13 protein-coding genes are annotated in these 15,954 nt (G+C 40.8%); 8 read left to right on the top strand and 5 right to left on the bottom strand.

The features are described from left to right. Positions 1–8 precede the first annotated feature (8 nt). Complete coding sequence (locus tag EHQ59_RS08935; protein ID WP_135619323.1) at positions 9–704, top strand: hypothetical protein; 696 nt, start codon at positions 9–11, stop codon at positions 702–704. Positions 705–900: 196 nt separating this feature from the next. Further along, positions 901–1,287, top strand: a complete 387-nt coding sequence (locus tag EHQ59_RS08930) for a peptide chain release factor family protein (RefSeq protein WP_135619322.1) — start codon at positions 901–903, stop codon at positions 1,285–1,287. A gap of 199 nt (positions 1,288–1,486) precedes the next feature. On the opposite strand, the gene groL is transcribed toward EHQ59_RS08930, so the two are convergent. The 3 genes from groL to EHQ59_RS08915 all read right to left on the bottom strand — a co-directional run bounded on the left by groL (position 1,487) and on the right by EHQ59_RS08915 (position 5,171). Then, positions 1,487–3,136, bottom strand: a complete 1,650-nt coding sequence (gene groL / locus EHQ59_RS08925; RefSeq protein WP_100727478.1) for a chaperonin GroEL — start codon at positions 3,134–3,136, stop codon at positions 1,487–1,489. A gap of 22 nt (positions 3,137–3,158) precedes the next feature. Beyond that, positions 3,159–3,449 (bottom strand): co-chaperone GroES, encoded by a 291-nt coding sequence (locus EHQ59_RS08920; protein WP_135619321.1) that lies wholly within the window; start codon positions 3,447–3,449, stop codon positions 3,159–3,161. A 138-nt stretch (positions 3,450–3,587) separates the two neighbouring features. Continuing rightward, entirely contained in the window at positions 3,588–5,171 is a 1,584-nt protein-coding gene (locus EHQ59_RS08915) for a helicase HerA-like domain-containing protein (protein ID WP_135619320.1), read from the bottom strand. Positions 5,172–5,348: 177 nt separating this feature from the next. Here EHQ59_RS08915 and EHQ59_RS08910 point away from each other — a divergent pair, with 177 nt between their 5' ends. Beyond that, positions 5,349–7,745, top strand: a complete 2,397-nt coding sequence (locus tag EHQ59_RS08910) for a hybrid sensor histidine kinase/response regulator (protein WP_425270139.1) — start codon at positions 5,349–5,351, stop codon at positions 7,743–7,745. Positions 7,746–7,754: 9 nt separating this feature from the next. On the opposite strand, the gene EHQ59_RS08905 is transcribed toward EHQ59_RS08910, so the two are convergent. After that, positions 7,755–8,375: a response regulator transcription factor gene (locus EHQ59_RS08905; protein ID WP_135619318.1), complete on the bottom strand. Its 621-nt coding sequence runs from the start codon at positions 8,373–8,375 to the stop codon at positions 7,755–7,757. Between the two features lie 190 nt (positions 8,376–8,565). On the opposite strand from EHQ59_RS08905, the gene EHQ59_RS08900 reads away from it, so the two are divergent. From EHQ59_RS08900 to greA, 5 genes are all read left to right on the top strand, one after another. Beyond that, positions 8,566–9,036 (top strand): cyclic nucleotide-binding domain-containing protein, encoded by a 471-nt coding sequence (locus EHQ59_RS08900; protein WP_135619317.1) that lies wholly within the window; start codon positions 8,566–8,568, stop codon positions 9,034–9,036. 154 nt (positions 9,037–9,190) lie between these two features. Beyond that, the gene (locus tag EHQ59_RS08895; protein ID WP_015678642.1) at positions 9,191–9,427 is read left to right on the top strand and encodes a PurA ssDNA and RNA-binding domain protein; all 237 of its coding nucleotides are present in this window, start codon (positions 9,191–9,193) and stop codon (positions 9,425–9,427) included. A gap of 11 nt (positions 9,428–9,438) precedes the next feature. Then, positions 9,439–10,155 carry a flagellar filament outer layer protein FlaA2 gene (gene flaA2 / locus EHQ59_RS08890; protein WP_100744622.1) on the top strand — a complete coding sequence of 239 codons (717 nt, stop codon included), beginning with the start codon at positions 9,439–9,441 and terminating at the stop codon, positions 10,153–10,155. 16 nt (positions 10,156–10,171) lie between these two features. Further along, positions 10,172–11,158, top strand: coding sequence for a flagellar filament outer layer protein FlaA1 (flaA1, locus tag EHQ59_RS08885; protein WP_135619316.1), 987 nt, complete (start codon positions 10,172–10,174; stop codon positions 11,156–11,158). Between the two features lie 204 nt (positions 11,159–11,362). Beyond that, on the top strand, positions 11,363–14,128 hold the full coding sequence (gene greA / locus EHQ59_RS08880) for a transcription elongation factor GreA (RefSeq protein ID WP_135619315.1): 2,766 nt from the start codon (positions 11,363–11,365) through the stop codon (positions 14,126–14,128). Here the strand turns inward: greA and EHQ59_RS08875 are convergent. Continuing rightward, complete coding sequence (locus EHQ59_RS08875; RefSeq protein WP_135619314.1) at positions 14,101–15,912, bottom strand: M23 family metallopeptidase; 1,812 nt, start codon at positions 15,910–15,912, stop codon at positions 14,101–14,103. The genes greA and EHQ59_RS08875 overlap by 28 nt on opposite strands. Positions 15,913–15,954: the final 42 nt, after the last annotated feature.

The raw sequence follows: 15,954 nt of genomic DNA, 5'->3' as shown, positions 1-15,954 counted from the left end.
GATACACTATGAATTTTGAACGCGGTTCCAAACCAAATCCAACCGGGAATTTAATCGCATACTGCCATGTATTCGGAGAAAATCCGATTGCACCAGGTGGGAAAATCATAGCCTCCAATGTGGTGGTGAGTTTCTTAAAAATAGGGGACAACTACCCTGTGGTGACGTTTCCACCTGTAGCTCTTCCTTCCAAAGAGGAGCTCATGAAGATCCTCTCGGACAACATCCATTTGTATGATGTGGTGCAACTTCCAGACTTCCAAATGCCAGAAAACAAAGAGCAGGCGAACCAATACATCCAAGAACGAATGGAACAATTCAATTCCATGGTGATGCGGTATGTGGAATTCTGTAAGGCAAAAGAAAAGAAAACACAAACCACAAATCTTAGCGACCAACTGGATCCTGCAAGTGAACCACTGGAAACCTTAGCCAATTTATCCATTGAGTTTCGCAATACTTCGGGCATTGCCAGAGAAGCCACAAGGCTTAAGATGGAACGAATTGTGGACTACTTCCATACGAACCATCCAACACTAGACATTGATAATTTCAAAAAAGCACTTTCGGTTCCAGGAAAGGTAGGGGATGAATTGGTTGGTCTTTACATCCAAAAGTTCAATGCCATCCAAATCGAAAATTATGAAACGGCTTCTGATCTGAGAAAACGCATTTTAGAAATCGAAGAATCTACGGCCACGTAAGACAAGGCTTAGGTTCCAATTGAGGCCTATGGAACGAAACCCCTTCCTCAAACGAAGGGATTCTTCCAAGGAATACCGATTTTAAATCCAATTCATTCACGAAGATACAAAAAAGGCATTCAACCAATCCAATTAGGTTCTACTTGAGCTTCCAGCCAAACACCATTCCAAATTCTGACCAAAGATAAACTCGATCATGTCCCTTTCGTTCCCAGTATCCCCTGAAAAAAATGCCTCTCTGAAACAGAAGATGGAGACTCTTGGCATACGCGAATCTGATTTAAAAGAACAGTTTGTGAAGGCGAGTGGGAAAGGGGGACAAAACGTCAATAAGGTGGCAACAGCCGTTGTGTTACTTCATGTTCCTACAGGCAAACAAGTGAAGTGTTCGATCTACCGCACCCAAGGACTCAATCGTTACAAAGCACGTGATCTACTTTGTTTGGAAGTAGAGAAGGAACGTACTCCAGAAACATTTCGTGAGAAACATGATGCCATCCGCAAACAAAAATCGAAACAAAAGAAACGAGCAGAGGAAAAGTATAAACGAAACAGTTTAGAAAATAGCGAAAACGAAGATTGAAACCGCAGGAAGCCTCGAAGTAGGATGATTCATTCGAATGTTTTCTATTGAAACGCTGAGATTTTCGATATTCACATTTACCTGAAAGTCGTAAACTCCCTACTCATAAAAAAAGGCCTCGGATGTGACTCACAAGGCCTTCTTCAGGTTTGGCCTGCTTGTGTAACCAAACAGACCAAAGGTGAAATGTGCGAATGATTTACATCATGCCGCCCATTCCTCCCATACCACCCATTCCTCCCATGCCGCCCATTCCAGCACCAGCAGCATCTTTCGGCTCAGGTTTGTCTGTAATGGTCACTTCAGTGGTGAGGATCATCGCACCAATGGAAGCTGCATTTTGAAGGGCAGAACGAACTACTTTCGCAGGGTCAACAACACCAGCTTTGATCAGGTCTTCCCAAACCATAGTGAGTGCGTTGAATCCTTCGTTTCCTTTTTTCGCACGAGCTTGCTCCACAATCACAGATCCTTCAAGACCTGCATTGGAAGTGATCATACGAATAGGCTCTTCTAATGCGCGTAAGATGATGTTTGCACCTGTTTGCTCGTCGCCAGAAAGTTTTAATCCTTTCACTGCGTCTTGTGCGCGTAGTAGTGTGAGTCCACCACCAGGAACAATTCCTTCTTCCACAGCAGCGCGAGTGGCAGAAAGAGCATCCTCTACACGAGCTTTTTTCTCTTTCATTTCTACTTCAGTCGCAGCACCAACGTGAATCACAGCAACACCACCAGCAAGTTTTGCAAGGCGTTCTTGGAGTTTTTCACGATCGTAATCAGAAGTTGTGTCTTCGATTTGTTTTTTGATTTGGTTCACGCGGCCTTGGATGTCTTTAGAAGCACCAGCACCTTCGATGATGGTTGTGTTTTCTTTGTCCACGACCACTTTTTTAGCGCGACCGAGCATCTTCACATCAGCGTTTTCAAGTTTCATTCCTAGGTCTTCAGAAATCACTTGTCCACCAGTGAGGATTGCGATGTCTTCGAGCATTGCTTTTCTTCTATCACCAAACCCTGGAGCTTTTACAGCCACACATTGGATGGTTTTACGAAGTGTGTTTACCACGATTGTAGCAAGAGCTTCGCCTTCTACTTCTTCAGCGATGATGACAAGAGGTCTTCCCGCTTGTGCAATTTTTTCAAGCACAGGGAGAAGGTCTTTCATCGAAGCAATTTTTTTGTCGTAAATTAAGATGAATGGATCGTTAAAAGTAGCGATCATTGCTTCTGGATCAGTCACCATGTATGGAGACACGTATCCACGATCAAATTGCATACCCTCTACGATATCAAGAGTGGTTTCAATTGATTTTGCTTCATCAACAGTGATCACACCTTCTTTACCCACTTTGTCAAAAGCTTGCGCAATGAGGTTACCGATTTCTGGATCATTGTTTGCAGAGATAGTCGCAACGTTTGCGTATTCTGCTTTGCTATTGATTTTAATTGCGTGTTTTTTGATTTCTTCTACAGCAGCAACAACAGCTTTGTCGATCCCGTGTTTAAGAGCCATTGGGTTTGCACCCGCAGTTACGTTTTTCAAACCTTCATTGATGATGGCTTGTGCAAGAATGGTTGCAGTAGTGGTTCCGTCTCCAGCAATGTCGTTCGTTTTGGTAGAAACTTCTTTTACCATTTGAGCGCCCATGTTTTCGATTGCATCTTCTAGTTCGATTTCTTTAGCAACCGTTACACCGTCTTTTGTGATGGTAGGAGATCCAAATTTTTTGTCGATGACTACGTTACGACCTTTTGGTCCAAGAGTCACCTTGACTGCGTTAGCTAGTTTGTTCACTCCGCTAAGAAGTTTTCTACGAGCTGATTCATCAAATTCTATTGTTTTAGCCATGATTGATTCTTTCCTTTTAGATTTAGTTTGTCACAACACCGAGGATGTCGATTTCACGGATGATGAGTAAATCTTTTCCGCCTTGTTTGATTTCTGTTCCGGAATACTTTCCGTAGAGAACTGTGTCTCCGACCTTTACTTCTAAAGGAACGAGTTTTCCGTCTTCATAACGGCCTTGTCCCACAGCGATGACTTTACCTTCTTGTGGTTTTTCTTTCGCAGTGTCCGGTACGATGATGGATCCGATTTTTTCTTCCGACTCATTCTTTGGCTCTACGACTACTCGGTCGCCTAAAGGTTTGATTGATGCCATGAGTGACTCCTTGTATGCAATCTACTTATTAATACTAAGTTTAGCACCTTTATAAAAAGAGTGCTAAACTCCAGTACCATAGAATGTTTGTAGGAGAAAGAGGTCAAGCACTTTCAAGTGAAGAGTGCTAAAAAAGGTTTAAAATCCAAATAACCCAGTTTTTTTCCGTTTGGAACCTCGTTTGGGAGTGACCCCGAGCATTCCAAGGAGACCCCTCGTGACTTCTTTGGCGACAGTCCTTCCCACTTCTCTGGCGAGAGGGTTTTTCGAGAGGGTTTCGACAAAACTAGGGTCTTCCTTTTCCTGTGCTCGTTTGGATTTGGGTTTCTTCGTTCCCGATTCTTCTTCTGCACCTTCGGTTTCTTCGGCGATGGTTTCCATTTTTTTGGTCAGCATCTCGTGGGCACTTTCCCGATCGAGAGTGGTTTCGTATTTTTTCACTAGATCCGACCCACCAATCAATTTCTCCAGTTCTTTCTCAGTGAGAGTTCCCATCCGTGACTTAGGTGGGGAGAGAAGGGTATGCACCAGGGGAGTGGGGGCACCTTTTGTACTCAGCGCTGTGATAAACGCCTCTCCAATGCCGAGTTCCGTAATCACTTCTTTTGTATCATAAAAATCTGTTTCGGGATAATTTTCAGAAGCAGTTTTGATCGCTTTACGGTCGTTTGCTGTAAACGCGCGAAGGGCATGTTGGACTTTGAGACCCAGTTGGCCCAAAATTTCTTTTGGTAGGTCCGTAGGAAATTGTGTACAGAAAATAATCCCTACACCTTTGGAGCGGATGAGGCGCACCATGGTTTCCAATTGTTTTAATAAATCACTTGAGGCTTCATCAAACACCAAATGTGCTTCATCAATAAAGAGAACCAGTTTTGGTTTTTCCAAATCTCCTTCTTCGGGGAAGTTTGCATAAATTTCTGTGAGAAGGGACAACATAAACGTCGAAAACAGGCGAGGTTTGGTTTGGATGTCAGTGAGTCGAACAATGGAAATTTTTCCTTTTTTAGAGTCAGTTTTCAAAAGGTCTTCCACATCAAACGAGGGTTCTCCAAAAAAATCTTCTCCCCCTTGGCTTTCCAGATCCATTAACTTTCGTAAGATGATCGAAACACTTTGGGAAGAAACAGTGCCATATTCTTTTTCTAATTCTTTTTTCCCTTCGTCATTGATGTATTGTAAGGCTTTTTTGAAATCTTTAAGGTCAAGAACAGGTAAACCCAAATCATCACAGTATTTGAATACTAAAGAGACCACACTACTTTGTGTTTCATTCAGTTCTAAAATGCGAGAAAGTAAAATAGGACCAAATTCTGCCACCGTTGCCCGAAGTCTCACTCCCGGTTCTTTGGAGATGGATAAAAATTCCACAGGGTAGGAGGTTGGTTTCCAACTGACACCTAACAGTTTACTTCGTTCTTCAATTTTGTCATTGGATTCTCCCTCAGCACCAAGACCAGAAAGGTCACCTTTGATGTCCATCAGGACGACAGGAACACCTTCATCGGAGAGGGCTTCTGTGAGTAGTTGTAAGGTTTTGGTTTTTCCTGTTCCTGTGGCACCGGCAATGAGGCCATGTCTGTTGAGGGTAGAAAGTGGGATTTGCACTTTGGCCTCTGGGAACGTATCCCCATCAAATTTCCCACATCCTAGGAAAAGAGAACCCTCACTTGGGTATCCTTCCTTCATTTTTTTGGTAAAAGCATCAGATTGTTTGGCCATTTATTCCCTCGAAAATCCACTAGTTCGTCTCATTTCCCAACCAAGTCAATGTTTTCTAAGTGGGGAGAGACGTACCGATGGGAAAAGGGAAACTTTAGTTTGTCACAAAATTCTCGTAGAACTCCTAATAAGATTTGAGTTTTTCCAAATTCCTTTTAGATTTTGGATGTGGAACGGATTCGCACTTCGCAGTTATTTTTTTTCCTCTTTGTTTTATCACTTTGTTTCCCTTTTGCCCATTGTAACCGAGGCATTCCCACCTTAGGACCTGCCAAATCGATCCAAAACGGAATTTTAGATCTGACTAAGGAAAACTTAAATACCTTAGAGCCTTTCCCACTTGCTGGGGAGTGGGATGCTTATCCTGGCGAACTTCCCGAATCAGAAATAGAATTCAAAGCTCTAGACCAGAAAACACCTGTTCGCTTGGCAGTTCCGGCGTATTGGGTGAACCAAAATCTTCCCGCCCATGGTGTTGTTACTTACCGTTTGAAATTACAGGTAACAGAACCGATGAACTTGATGTTGTATTTACGAGAAGCATCCTCTGCCTATCGCTTGTATTTTCACAACGAGGAAAGAGGCCTAGTATTACTTGGGTCTGCAGGTAAAGTTTCCAAATCCAAAGAAGATTCCATTGGATATTATTTAGAAACTGGTCGTTCCTTTCGAGCCACTCCTTCCACTGTGATTTATTTACAGATTTCTAATTATCTTTATTCGAGAGGTGGTCCTTACTATTCACCAATCCTTGGTGAGGTGGGAAAAATGGGTTTATACCTACGTTTCAAAGAACGGAAAAAATCATTTTTCTTCGGTGTCTTTTTGATTCTTTTTGTCAGTCATTTGTTTTTATACATCCATCGAAGTAAAAATAAGTCTACACTTTGGTTTTCATTACTTTGTTTTTCCTGGATGATTCGAATCCTACTCTTTGAACGGGTATCCCGGGATTGGTTTGTCGGAAGTGACTTTCTTGAAATGTTGCAAATTCGATTGGAATATTTGGCGTTTTGTGGAATCCAAATATTTAGTTTACTTTTCTTTTATCAAATCCAACTTCACTTTGTTCCAAACAAATTCAAACGATATTTACTTCTTCCCATCGTCATTCAAATCCTCATCATCCTAACAACACCGTACGCTGTGTATACAAAACTTCTTGTGTTTAGCCAAGTGTATATGACCATCATTTTGATTTTTGCCTTGGTTGCGGCGATCCGTTCCACATTGATTCGGGAATCTCGGTACATTGGCATTTATATTACTGTGGGAACATTTGTGATTTTATCTGCCACCATTTATGATTCCATTGTGTTTTTTAAACGTTGGGACTTACCACTTGTCACAGATCTTGGATTTGCCTTTTTTTGTGTCTGCCTTGCCATCGTGATTTCCAAACAAAATGCTTATACTTGGGAAACAGCGGAATACCTAACCCTCAATCTACGAAAAGAAGTAGAATGGAAAACCCTCGAACTCAAAAAAGAAAAGGAAAAAGCGGAAAAAACTGGGGAATTAAAGGATAAATTTATCTCCATTGTTTCTCACGATATCCGTTCTCCCCTTTTTGGAATCTCTTCGGTTGTCAATTTACTTACAGAAACTCCACCTTCCCTATCCCCTGAAAGAGCAAAACAGGTACTTGGTGAGGCATCTACGGGTCTTAAAAATATTTTGAGTATGGTGGAAGAACTCATCAAATACTCGCGGTTTCAAAATGCTGCTGTATTTCCTGACTACCAACTCTTTGACTTTCGTCAAATCACAGACCAACTTTTGGAACGAATCCAAGAGATGGCAAAACCAAAAAATATCACTGTCATCGCTCATATGGAAGAGTCGTCCATTGGAATCGGGGATCCGAACCTCATAGAACATTTGGTTTGGAACTTACTCACAAATGCAGTGAAGTTTACCAAGGAATCTGGTTCGGTTGAGATTTCTCTTACGGAAGCAAATAAACATTGGAGCCTCAAAGTCACAGACACAGGGATTGGAATGCCGAGTTATTGGGCAGAACATGTGTTAGAAGAAGGATTTTTATTTGTTCGCAAAGGCACCGCTGATGAAATGGGTGCAGGGGTTGGTCTTGCCTTTTGTTTTGAAGTGGCAGAACGCCACGGTGCCAGTTTAGTTGTTACGTCCGAAGTAGACAAAGGCACTTCCGTTGAGCTGTTACTCCCCAATTTCGAAAAAATAGTCCTGATTTTAGACGATAACCCAGGTTACCGCAAACAAGTCCGAAAAGTTTTAAATGACTTACCTTGTATCCTTTGGGAAGAAGAGTATCCCGATCATGCTTTGTATTCGGTTTCTCGCCTGAAACCTGACCTCATCATCGTGGACTATTCCATGCCAGAAAAAACGGGGCTCGATTTTTTAAGAGATTTGTATGCGAATTCAGAAATGGAAGAAATCAGGTCCCTTTTGGTTTCGAGTTCTCACACAGATCCAAACACAGGTACTAAATTAGAAACAGAAGTGATTGAAATTGGGGGAGATGCTTTTTTAACCAAAACATCTCCCGATGAAAAAATGGTCGAGATTGTCAAACGACTGCTCAATCTCTAACAGTTTCCATTAGATTAACATTTGTTCTTTGGCACGCCCAATGAGTTCGGCAACGGTTTTGGCGTTGAAGCGGTCTTTCAAGCGACCCACATGGTATTCCACGGTTCGTTTAGAAAGACCAATTTCCGTTCCGATTTCTTGGTAGGTTTTTCCTTGCCCAAGTAAGGTGAGGATTTGTTTTTCTTTTTTATTGGCGACTTTCCCATCTTGCGGTTTGCGATTGAAACTGAGTTTTAAGTTTTTACTATAAACCGTTTTTCCCGCCGCGATTTCATTTAGGTTTTTGGTGAGGCTGCTTAGGTCATCACTTTTGAGTAAATAACCATCCACACCTGCTTCAATGGCCGAATGGACAATCGGTTGTTCATCGAGCATGGTCAAGGTGACAACCTTCAATTGGGGAAGGTCTTTTTTCCAATCCTTCACCATATTCAGCACATTTTCGCCAGGAATCCGCAAGTCGAGTAAGACAAAATCGGGTTTTGTTTCTTGTAGGAGGCCTGTGATTTGAGAGGAATGTTCCGCTTCACCGACCACTTCAAAATCATTTGAAGCATTCACGACATGTTTTACGCCGACCCGAGTCACCGCGTGGTCTTCAACGAGTAATACCTTTTTTTTAGGTGTCATAAATTTCCCTTTTTTTTGGATCTAGGTTTCTGTTTTCTTCCTAGCGTTTCCCCCTAGTAGACGAGGAGAACTGCGAATATTAGTACTATTCCGTTTGATTTGTCCAGAAAAAATCATGCGTCATTCTACTTAATTTTCTCTTGCAAAATCAGAAATTTCCCCCATGTTCAGAAAGATCCTAGGAGAATGAATGAATACTAAAGTAGAGAGTCTCAAAAAAATATATCTCTTCCAAAAGTTAAACCAAGATGAACTATTACATATAGCAGAGAAGATTCGGGAAGTCCACCTACCTCCTAGAAACGTTTTGTACGACATGGGCGAAGATGCGGAATCCATGTTCATTGTGAAGTATGGAACCCTCCAAATCTCCACTTCCACAAGTCACGGGGACGATGTGAACCTCATCACCCTTGGAGAAGGGGATCACTTTGGGGAATTGCCTTTTTTTGATGATGAAAAACGTTCCGCCAAAGTCGAAGCCAAAGAAAATTCCGAACTTTACGAACTTCGATACGCTGATTTACATGATATGTTTTCTAAAAACAAAGAAATGGAACTCAAATTCTACAAAGAAGTGACCCATTACTACATTCGAAGACTGCGAAAACTAACTCATGATTTAGCTTACGCAAGGGAACTTCGCAAACGATTCGCATAAACCTTCTGTAAGAGACAAAAATTTGACAATTTAGGATTTTTTATCGAACAGATCCGAAAAAACCTTTTCCATTCCTCAGTTTCTTCCTATTACAGCTAAGGAATGGGTTTCGGAAACCGATACTATTACCGTAGGCAGGGAGAAGGAATGCATGGTGGACCCCGAAATCCTAACCGAGAAGATCGTAACACAAAATAAGACTTTCTTGGTGGATTTGAAGAAAAACCAGGCTGGATTTTACCTGAAAGTATCGGAATGGTCGAATAGCAAAAAATCCTCGATCTTTCTTCCGGCGGAAGGAATCGATCGAATGATCGAAATCTTGCATCAATTTAAAAGCCGGATAGCCGATAATGAGAATACGAAAGACCCGGAGTTAGGAGCCTTTTAGGAGTGAGTTTCATGGGGAAATTAGGAATGACCAAACTGTTGTTAGGCCTCTTCCTTTCAATAGGAATGTTGTACGCACAGGCAGATACTGGCGGACAAAATACAGCTAACACTGCAAATGATGAGGATAGCCCTCTTAGAAAAATCGTTTTAGATGATTTTGAAGAGGCTGAGGATTGGAGAGTGAAAGCTACCACTCCACTCGGAGAAACAAGAACTTTGAAACTCGTTCAACGCGGGCTCATCAAAGATGTATTCGATGAAAAAACCGTACCAGAAGATGGTGGTGATAAACTCGAAAAAAACCATATCTTAGGAGTGAAAACACATTTTGCTGCTAAGGGTCTAGATCGTGTGGAACTTTATCCTCCACATGAATACATCATCAAAGGGAAAGTAAGACAAATCTCTGTATGGGTTCTTGGAAGAAAATACAGACACACCTTATTTGCAAAATTCAGAGATTATAAAGACGTAACACATAATATCCGTTTGGGTCGATTGGATTTTTTTGGATGGAGAAAGTTGACAGCAACTGTTCCTGGATTCATCCCACAAAGCTCACGATTTGCACTTTTGGATAAAAACCTTCACTTTGTTTCCCTATTTGTGACATCTGATGTTCACGAAGTAGCAGGGGACTTCTACTTTTATGTAGACGACTTACAAGTGAGAACAGACAGATCCGAAGCGAAATACCCTGGATCCGAAATTAAGGACAATTGGTAAGCGGGAGAAAGGAACAATGGAAAACAAAAAAACAAAAATCCTAACTTTATTAGCGCTAAGCTCGGTTGCACTTATCGGTTTTGCACAAGCACAATACAAAGTATCCAATGGAGTGGCAACACCGGTTGGAAACGATATTGGTGCTTTTGAATTAAAAGCCATTACAATTGAATCATGGGACAATCCTGTTTCTTCTGCACCATATGGTTGGGAAGTATTCACTGACAAAGACGGTGTGAACAAAGATGGTTCTGGAGACATGAAGTTTGATGAAAACAACAAGTATTCACCAGTCCTCAATGACCCAGCGAAGTCACCACTTGTCATGAGAGAAGTGAAATTGGTTCCAGGAAAACCTGGTGACGTGAAAAACGTAGATGCAGGCAATGCAAAAGTTTTAGCAGTCAAATTCCAATTCACTTTCCCAGGAAACAACGTGGTAACGGTTCGTCCTCCACGTGCTCCTGAATATGAAATCACAAGAGCTCGTCCTTACATCGATGCAGACAACAAAAAGAAATTGGAAAAAGTGTATGGTATTGAAGCACCTGGTAACGTGAAAGCCATTTCCGTTTGGGTTCTTGGTCGTGGAAACGAGTATGACTTAGAAGGTTGGTTAGAAGACCATAATGGCAATAGCCATATCTTCCCTTTTGGATCCCTTGACTTTGTGGGTTGGAGACCTCTTCATATCACAATCCCTCCAGGAATTCCACAGGAAGCGAATGCTTTCCCTGCGACTCGGAACTTGATTTTCAAACAATTCAAAATTCGTTCTCGCACAAATACTGGACCTGAGACTGTATATCTTTTCTTCGATGAACTTCGTGTCCTTGCGGATACATTTGAAGTTCACTTTGATGGAGCAAACCTTGACTTTGATGAAGAGGATTGCAAAAACAAAGTGAAATTGGAGCAAATGCTTCAAAAATCGGGAGCGATCTCCACAGGCGCAAAAGTGCGTGATTGTGGGGGAAGTAACGGTTCTTCTCAAAACAAATAGATCCCTTTTCACTCCAAGGGAATCTACTTGGACCAGGAAAACCCAGCTAATCGGCTGGGTTTTTTGGCTTTACAGAATCGAACGGACCTGGAAAATGAACCCTAGGACTGTTCTTTTCGCGGATTCATCGCTAAATTTACCGTAACAACTTTATAGGAACTATGAACACCCTTTATTGGAAATACGAAGAGGGAGATTCTTTTCATGCCTGAGACTATTACCGAAGACAAATCAAACAAAATTGCCGAAAACGACAAACTAACACCTCTATTTAATGAGGAAATTTATGTTCGTGCTGATGCAGGAACGGTGCCCGTTTCTAAATTCAAAATCTATGACGATGTCATTGATGCATACAAGGCAGAAAATCGTTTAGCGGAAGCTAAACAAAAAATCGAAGATCATTTCAAAGAACACCCTGAATCAATCTCCGCCAAATACATGTTAATGATCATATCCTTCATGGAAGATTCCATGGGAGATGCGAATTTGGTGAAAAATATTTTGGATGCGTTTAAAGCTCATGCAAAATGGACGATCATCGAATATATCACTGACTCTATTTTACGTTTTGGCGACCATAGACTTGCTCTACGAGTCAAAGCAGAAGCTCTTGATAAACTCAAAAAAAATAAAGAACTCAAAGTTGTTTTAGAAAAGTTAGCCAAACAAGACCGCAAAAACCCTGAGATCGCTAAGAAGTATGGATTCTCCATTATGGAAGAAGACAAACCAAAAGCGATGTCTTATCTCAAACTCGCAGTTGAGATGTACGCGAAAAACAAAGAATACGTTCCGATGGAAGAAATTTGGCCTACCATCGTTCAAAATAATTATGAAGACGTTTCTTTCTTTGATAAAATCGAAAGGATTTTACTCGGCCAAAGAGAGAAAACTCGGTTAGTTGGTCTTCTTTACCCAATCGTTGAGCCATTTAAGGCGATGGAAGATTGGGATCATGTGATCTACTTCCTCAAAAAAATCTTAGAACACGAACCTGCTTCTCAAAAAGCACGTAACGAACTCATTCGTTCTTACAAACAAAAATACGTAGCACACTCGTTACTCGAAGATTTCCTTAAAATGAGTGAACTCGGGAACAACCGTAAACCAGTAAAACTTTGTATCACAAACTTTGAACGTAACATTGTTTTTGATACAGGTAACTATGTCATGCATAGAAACTGGGGTGTTGGTAAAATCACATCCATCTCTCAAACGGGAGATTCAATCTTTGTTGATTTTGAAGAAAAGAAAGATCATAAACTTTCCATTCAAATGGCGATCACTTCTTTGAAACCTCTCAAGAAAGATCATATTTGGGTGCAACACTTCGAAGATAGAAAAGCAATCACAACCATGTTCCAAGAAAACTTGGCAGAGTTTTTAAAACAACTGCTCAAGTCTTACGAAAACAAAATGTTAATCTCTGACATGAAGAATGAACTCATAGGTACATTCTTAAAAGCAGATGAGTGGTCAAAATGGTGGGCGAAGGTGAAATCGGTTCTTAAAAAAGAAGCGAACATCGGAATGAATCCGAAGAAAAAAGATGAAGTGGTTTATCATGAGAAACCAATCACTCACTCGGAAACCCTCACTCAAAAATTCCAAGCCACTACTGATGTGAATAAAAAGTTAGAAATTGCCATGGAAGCAGTGCGAGATTCAGATGAAGCTGCAGAAGCTGGTGAATTTTTTATCTCCCATTATGTGGAAGAAGAATCAGCGAGAGATATCATTCGTAAAATTTCTGCTTACCTTTATTTGGAAGAAGCTGGGAAGGCTTGGCCAACGGAAGAGTTTTCTCATAAAATCCGTGAGCCTGAGTTAAAAACGCTGATTCAAACATTAACAAAAGATGATGCTCTTAAGATTTCCAAAGCTTTGGAAAACACGGATATTAAAAAAGGATTTAAAGATCTGATCCGTGATCACCATCTGGAAGCAATCAATATCCTCATTGGTCTCCTTTTCGAAGTTCCTGTAAAGGTAAACCGTTCGGTTTTCCAAAACTTGGTAGCGGACGAAAAGTATGCAGAACTCAATTTGTTTGTTGAGACTGTGAGTAACAAATCCAAAGAAAATCCTGAAGTCTTCCTTTGGGTCGCAAAATCGATTTTATCTCATACTTGGAAATTTGATTGGTTAAAGGTGAGTGAAGAAGACTTGGTTCTCCGAGTTTTCCGTATCTTAAAACCTCTTGCTAAAATTGAAGACAAGGGAACCAAACTCAAAAACCAAGCGATGGACATTTTGTTCGGAAAAGACAATAGCCTTCTCCGTGACATCTTAACCAACGCTGACGATGAGTATGTTCGAAAACTATTTGCTCTTTTCAAAGAAGTGCCATATGTCACTGATTTAGAAAAAGACCAATTGTATGCTCTTATCAATGAAGTGAAACCAAACATTGTTTGGGATGAGTATGACTCTGAAGAAGATGCAGATGATGATCCATTAGCAAACCTACCTCACGATGTGGTGCTTGTGACAAGACGAGCTTTCAATGCGAAAAAACTCGAGTTTGAACACCTTGTGAATGTGGAAATGGCTGAAAACTCTCGTGATATCGGAGAGGCCCAAGAAAAAGGGGACTTACGAGAAAACGCAGAATACAAAGCTGCTATGGAAAAACAAGCACAGCTCCAAGCAGCCATCAAACGTTTGGAAGCAGAACTCAAAAGTGCTCGTATCTTAGATCTAAGTGATGTCAAAGCAGAAAAAGTAGGGATCGGAACCACTGTTCGTTTGAAAAACAAACAAACAGGAGAAGTCGTCACTTACTCCATCTTAGGTGCTTGGGATGCTGATACTGAAAAAAATATCATCTCCTACCAATCACCACTTGCGAAGTCTTTACTTGGTAAACACACTGGAAATGAAGCAACACTCGTTTTCGGTGCAACAGAAACTGTTTACGAAGTTTTGGATATCGCTCGTTACTCGATGACTGGACAGGAAGCCTGAAGGTCTTCCTTCCAACCATTCGTAGAAATTAGATCCACAAACGGTTCGGAAACATTTCCGGCAAAATCAGAGGCCTTAACTTCCAAAAGAAGATAAGGCCTTTCTTTTTGTAGGCTCTTCGGAATCAAAACTCGGATGGCACTTCGGTCTGGATCATATTCATAAGGAAAACTTTGTCCATCTAACAAAAGTTCTACATTCGTTTTAAATCCACTTCCCGTATCCGATAATCCGTAATATTTTTCTTCCATACAATGATTTCTCACTTCTGGAAGTTCGATGTATCGGGCAATAGATGTCATTGGGAAAACAGTAGGGGGAGTTTCATCAGACAACACCATTAGATAACCTAACTTAGTGAGTTTATAACTAAACCCACCTGGTTTTCGTTTTGGTTGAACACCTTGGAATTTTCCGATGGATACATCATAAAAATATAAGGAATCTTTGATGGAAGGTGTGTAACCTAAATTCATTTCACCCAGTCCTTCTCCTTTCCAACTCATTCGTTTTGTTTCAACTTGGTAAATTTTTCCTTTGAGGGGAAGACCTTTCGGAATTTTGAAAGATATGTCTTTTTCTTGGATCTCTGTGATGAGTAAATTTCCATCCCCAGATACTTCTGCTTTTGTTAAATCGAGAGTGATCACTCCGTCGGAGGATTTGTATTTGTTTCCAGTTCGTTTCGAAACTTGTTTGGTACTAAGGTCTTTGTGTGGTTCTTCGTGGAGAATGGTAAAGTATACAGAGGATTTGTTTCCCGTGGCATCACGTAGGGATGCTTGGATTTGGATTTTTTCATTTTTGGGGAATTGGTTTAAATCAAGTGAGTTTCCTTCCTCTTTAAAGAGTTTTGGTTGCTCATACATATGATAAAAATAAACGGGAGGTGATAAAGAGGATCGATTGATGTCGTAAAATTGGTGTTTTTGTGATTTTTCTTCAAAGGATAAAAAATCAAAATTTCTTGTGAAAACCGTTTTCCCATTCACTTCCAAATCCATTCCATACACATTGTTTTTGTTCCGAGAACGAATTTTGTCATATCCACTCAATCGAATTCGCACTTTTCCTGTTAGTTGGATGGAAGTAAAACTTTCGCCAGTTTCAGTAACGAGTTCAAACTTTCCTTTCCCGATTTCTTTTGCGGAGAGAAACATTGGTTTTTCTAAACTATCCCCTTCGAGAAACATAGAAAGAATCGTCGGAGGAGTTACATCCTTTTGGTGAATCTCAGAAAAGTAGAGTGGATTGATGGTCCCTTTTTCCGAACGGAATTCCAAATGTAAGTGAGGTGGGCCAGAACCTGTTTCCCCTGTTTTTCCAATGGCGTTTCCTTTTTTAGTAGAAAACATTCCGGCGGGGAGTTTCAGTTGGAAGCCAGTGGGATCTCCCATAAGTAATAAAGCTCGTCTCAAAAGTTCTAATTCGACAAGAGTTCCGCCAAAGGAATGTAAGTGGGCATACTTAGATTTGATTTTATATTTTGGATTGTATAAATTTAAAGAAAGTCCGTATCCCGTTTTGGAATAACTGATTTCTTCGACATACCCATCAAAGGTGGCTAAGATATTATGACCATTTAATCCATAGGATTTAAAGTCTGATCCTAAATGTAAGTTGTGATTTCTAATTTCAGCAAAAGTTCCCGAAACAGGTGAAAAATAGGGCAAAGGAAAACCTACATCGCGATGAGGGATGTCTGGAATTTTGGAATCCGAAAGTAGGATGTTTGGAAAAAAGAGTAGGGAAAGGAGAGGAAAACATAACTTTGCCAACTGCATGGGAAAAGTAGAAACCGCCCACTTGCTTTGTCATGCCTTTCC

Origin of the sequence: Leptospira kemamanensis, assembly GCF_004769665.1 — a bacterium.
Taxonomy (GTDB): Bacteria; Spirochaetota; Leptospiria; order Leptospirales; family Leptospiraceae; genus Leptospira_A; species Leptospira_A kemamanensis.
The sequence above is the reverse complement of the archived record's forward strand: the minus strand, read 5'-3'. Positions and strand labels throughout refer to the sequence as shown.

Bases quoted from the DNA above. Each gene is read 5' to 3' on its own strand.
- EHQ59_RS08920 (WP_135619321.1), bottom strand. From the start codon at position 3,449: ATGGCATCAATCAAACCTTTAGGCGACCGAGTAGTCGTAGAGCCAAAG.
- EHQ59_RS08930 (WP_135619322.1), top strand. From the start codon at position 901: ATGTCCCTTTCGTTCCCAGTATCCCCTGAAAAAAATGCCTCTCTGAAA.
- EHQ59_RS08905 (WP_135619318.1), bottom strand. From the start codon at position 8,375: ATGACACCTAAAAAAAAGGTATTACTCGTTGAAGACCACGCGGTGACT.
- EHQ59_RS08915 (WP_135619320.1), bottom strand. From the start codon at position 5,171: ATGGCCAAACAATCTGATGCTTTTACCAAAAAAATGAAGGAAGGATAC.
- EHQ59_RS08875 (WP_135619314.1), bottom strand. From the start codon at position 15,912: ATGCAGTTGGCAAAGTTATGTTTTCCTCTCCTTTCCCTACTCTTTTTT.
- flaA1 (WP_135619316.1), top strand. From the start codon at position 10,172: ATGGAAAACAAAAAAACAAAAATCCTAACTTTATTAGCGCTAAGCTCG.
- EHQ59_RS08935 (WP_135619323.1), top strand. From the start codon at position 9: ATGAATTTTGAACGCGGTTCCAAACCAAATCCAACCGGGAATTTAATC.
- flaA2 (WP_100744622.1), top strand. From the start codon at position 9,439: ATGGGGAAATTAGGAATGACCAAACTGTTGTTAGGCCTCTTCCTTTCA.
- greA (WP_135619315.1), top strand. From the start codon at position 11,363: ATGCCTGAGACTATTACCGAAGACAAATCAAACAAAATTGCCGAAAAC.
- EHQ59_RS08900 (WP_135619317.1), top strand. From the start codon at position 8,566: ATGAATACTAAAGTAGAGAGTCTCAAAAAAATATATCTCTTCCAAAAG.
- groL (WP_100727478.1), bottom strand. From the start codon at position 3,136: ATGGCTAAAACAATAGAATTTGATGAATCAGCTCGTAGAAAACTTCTT.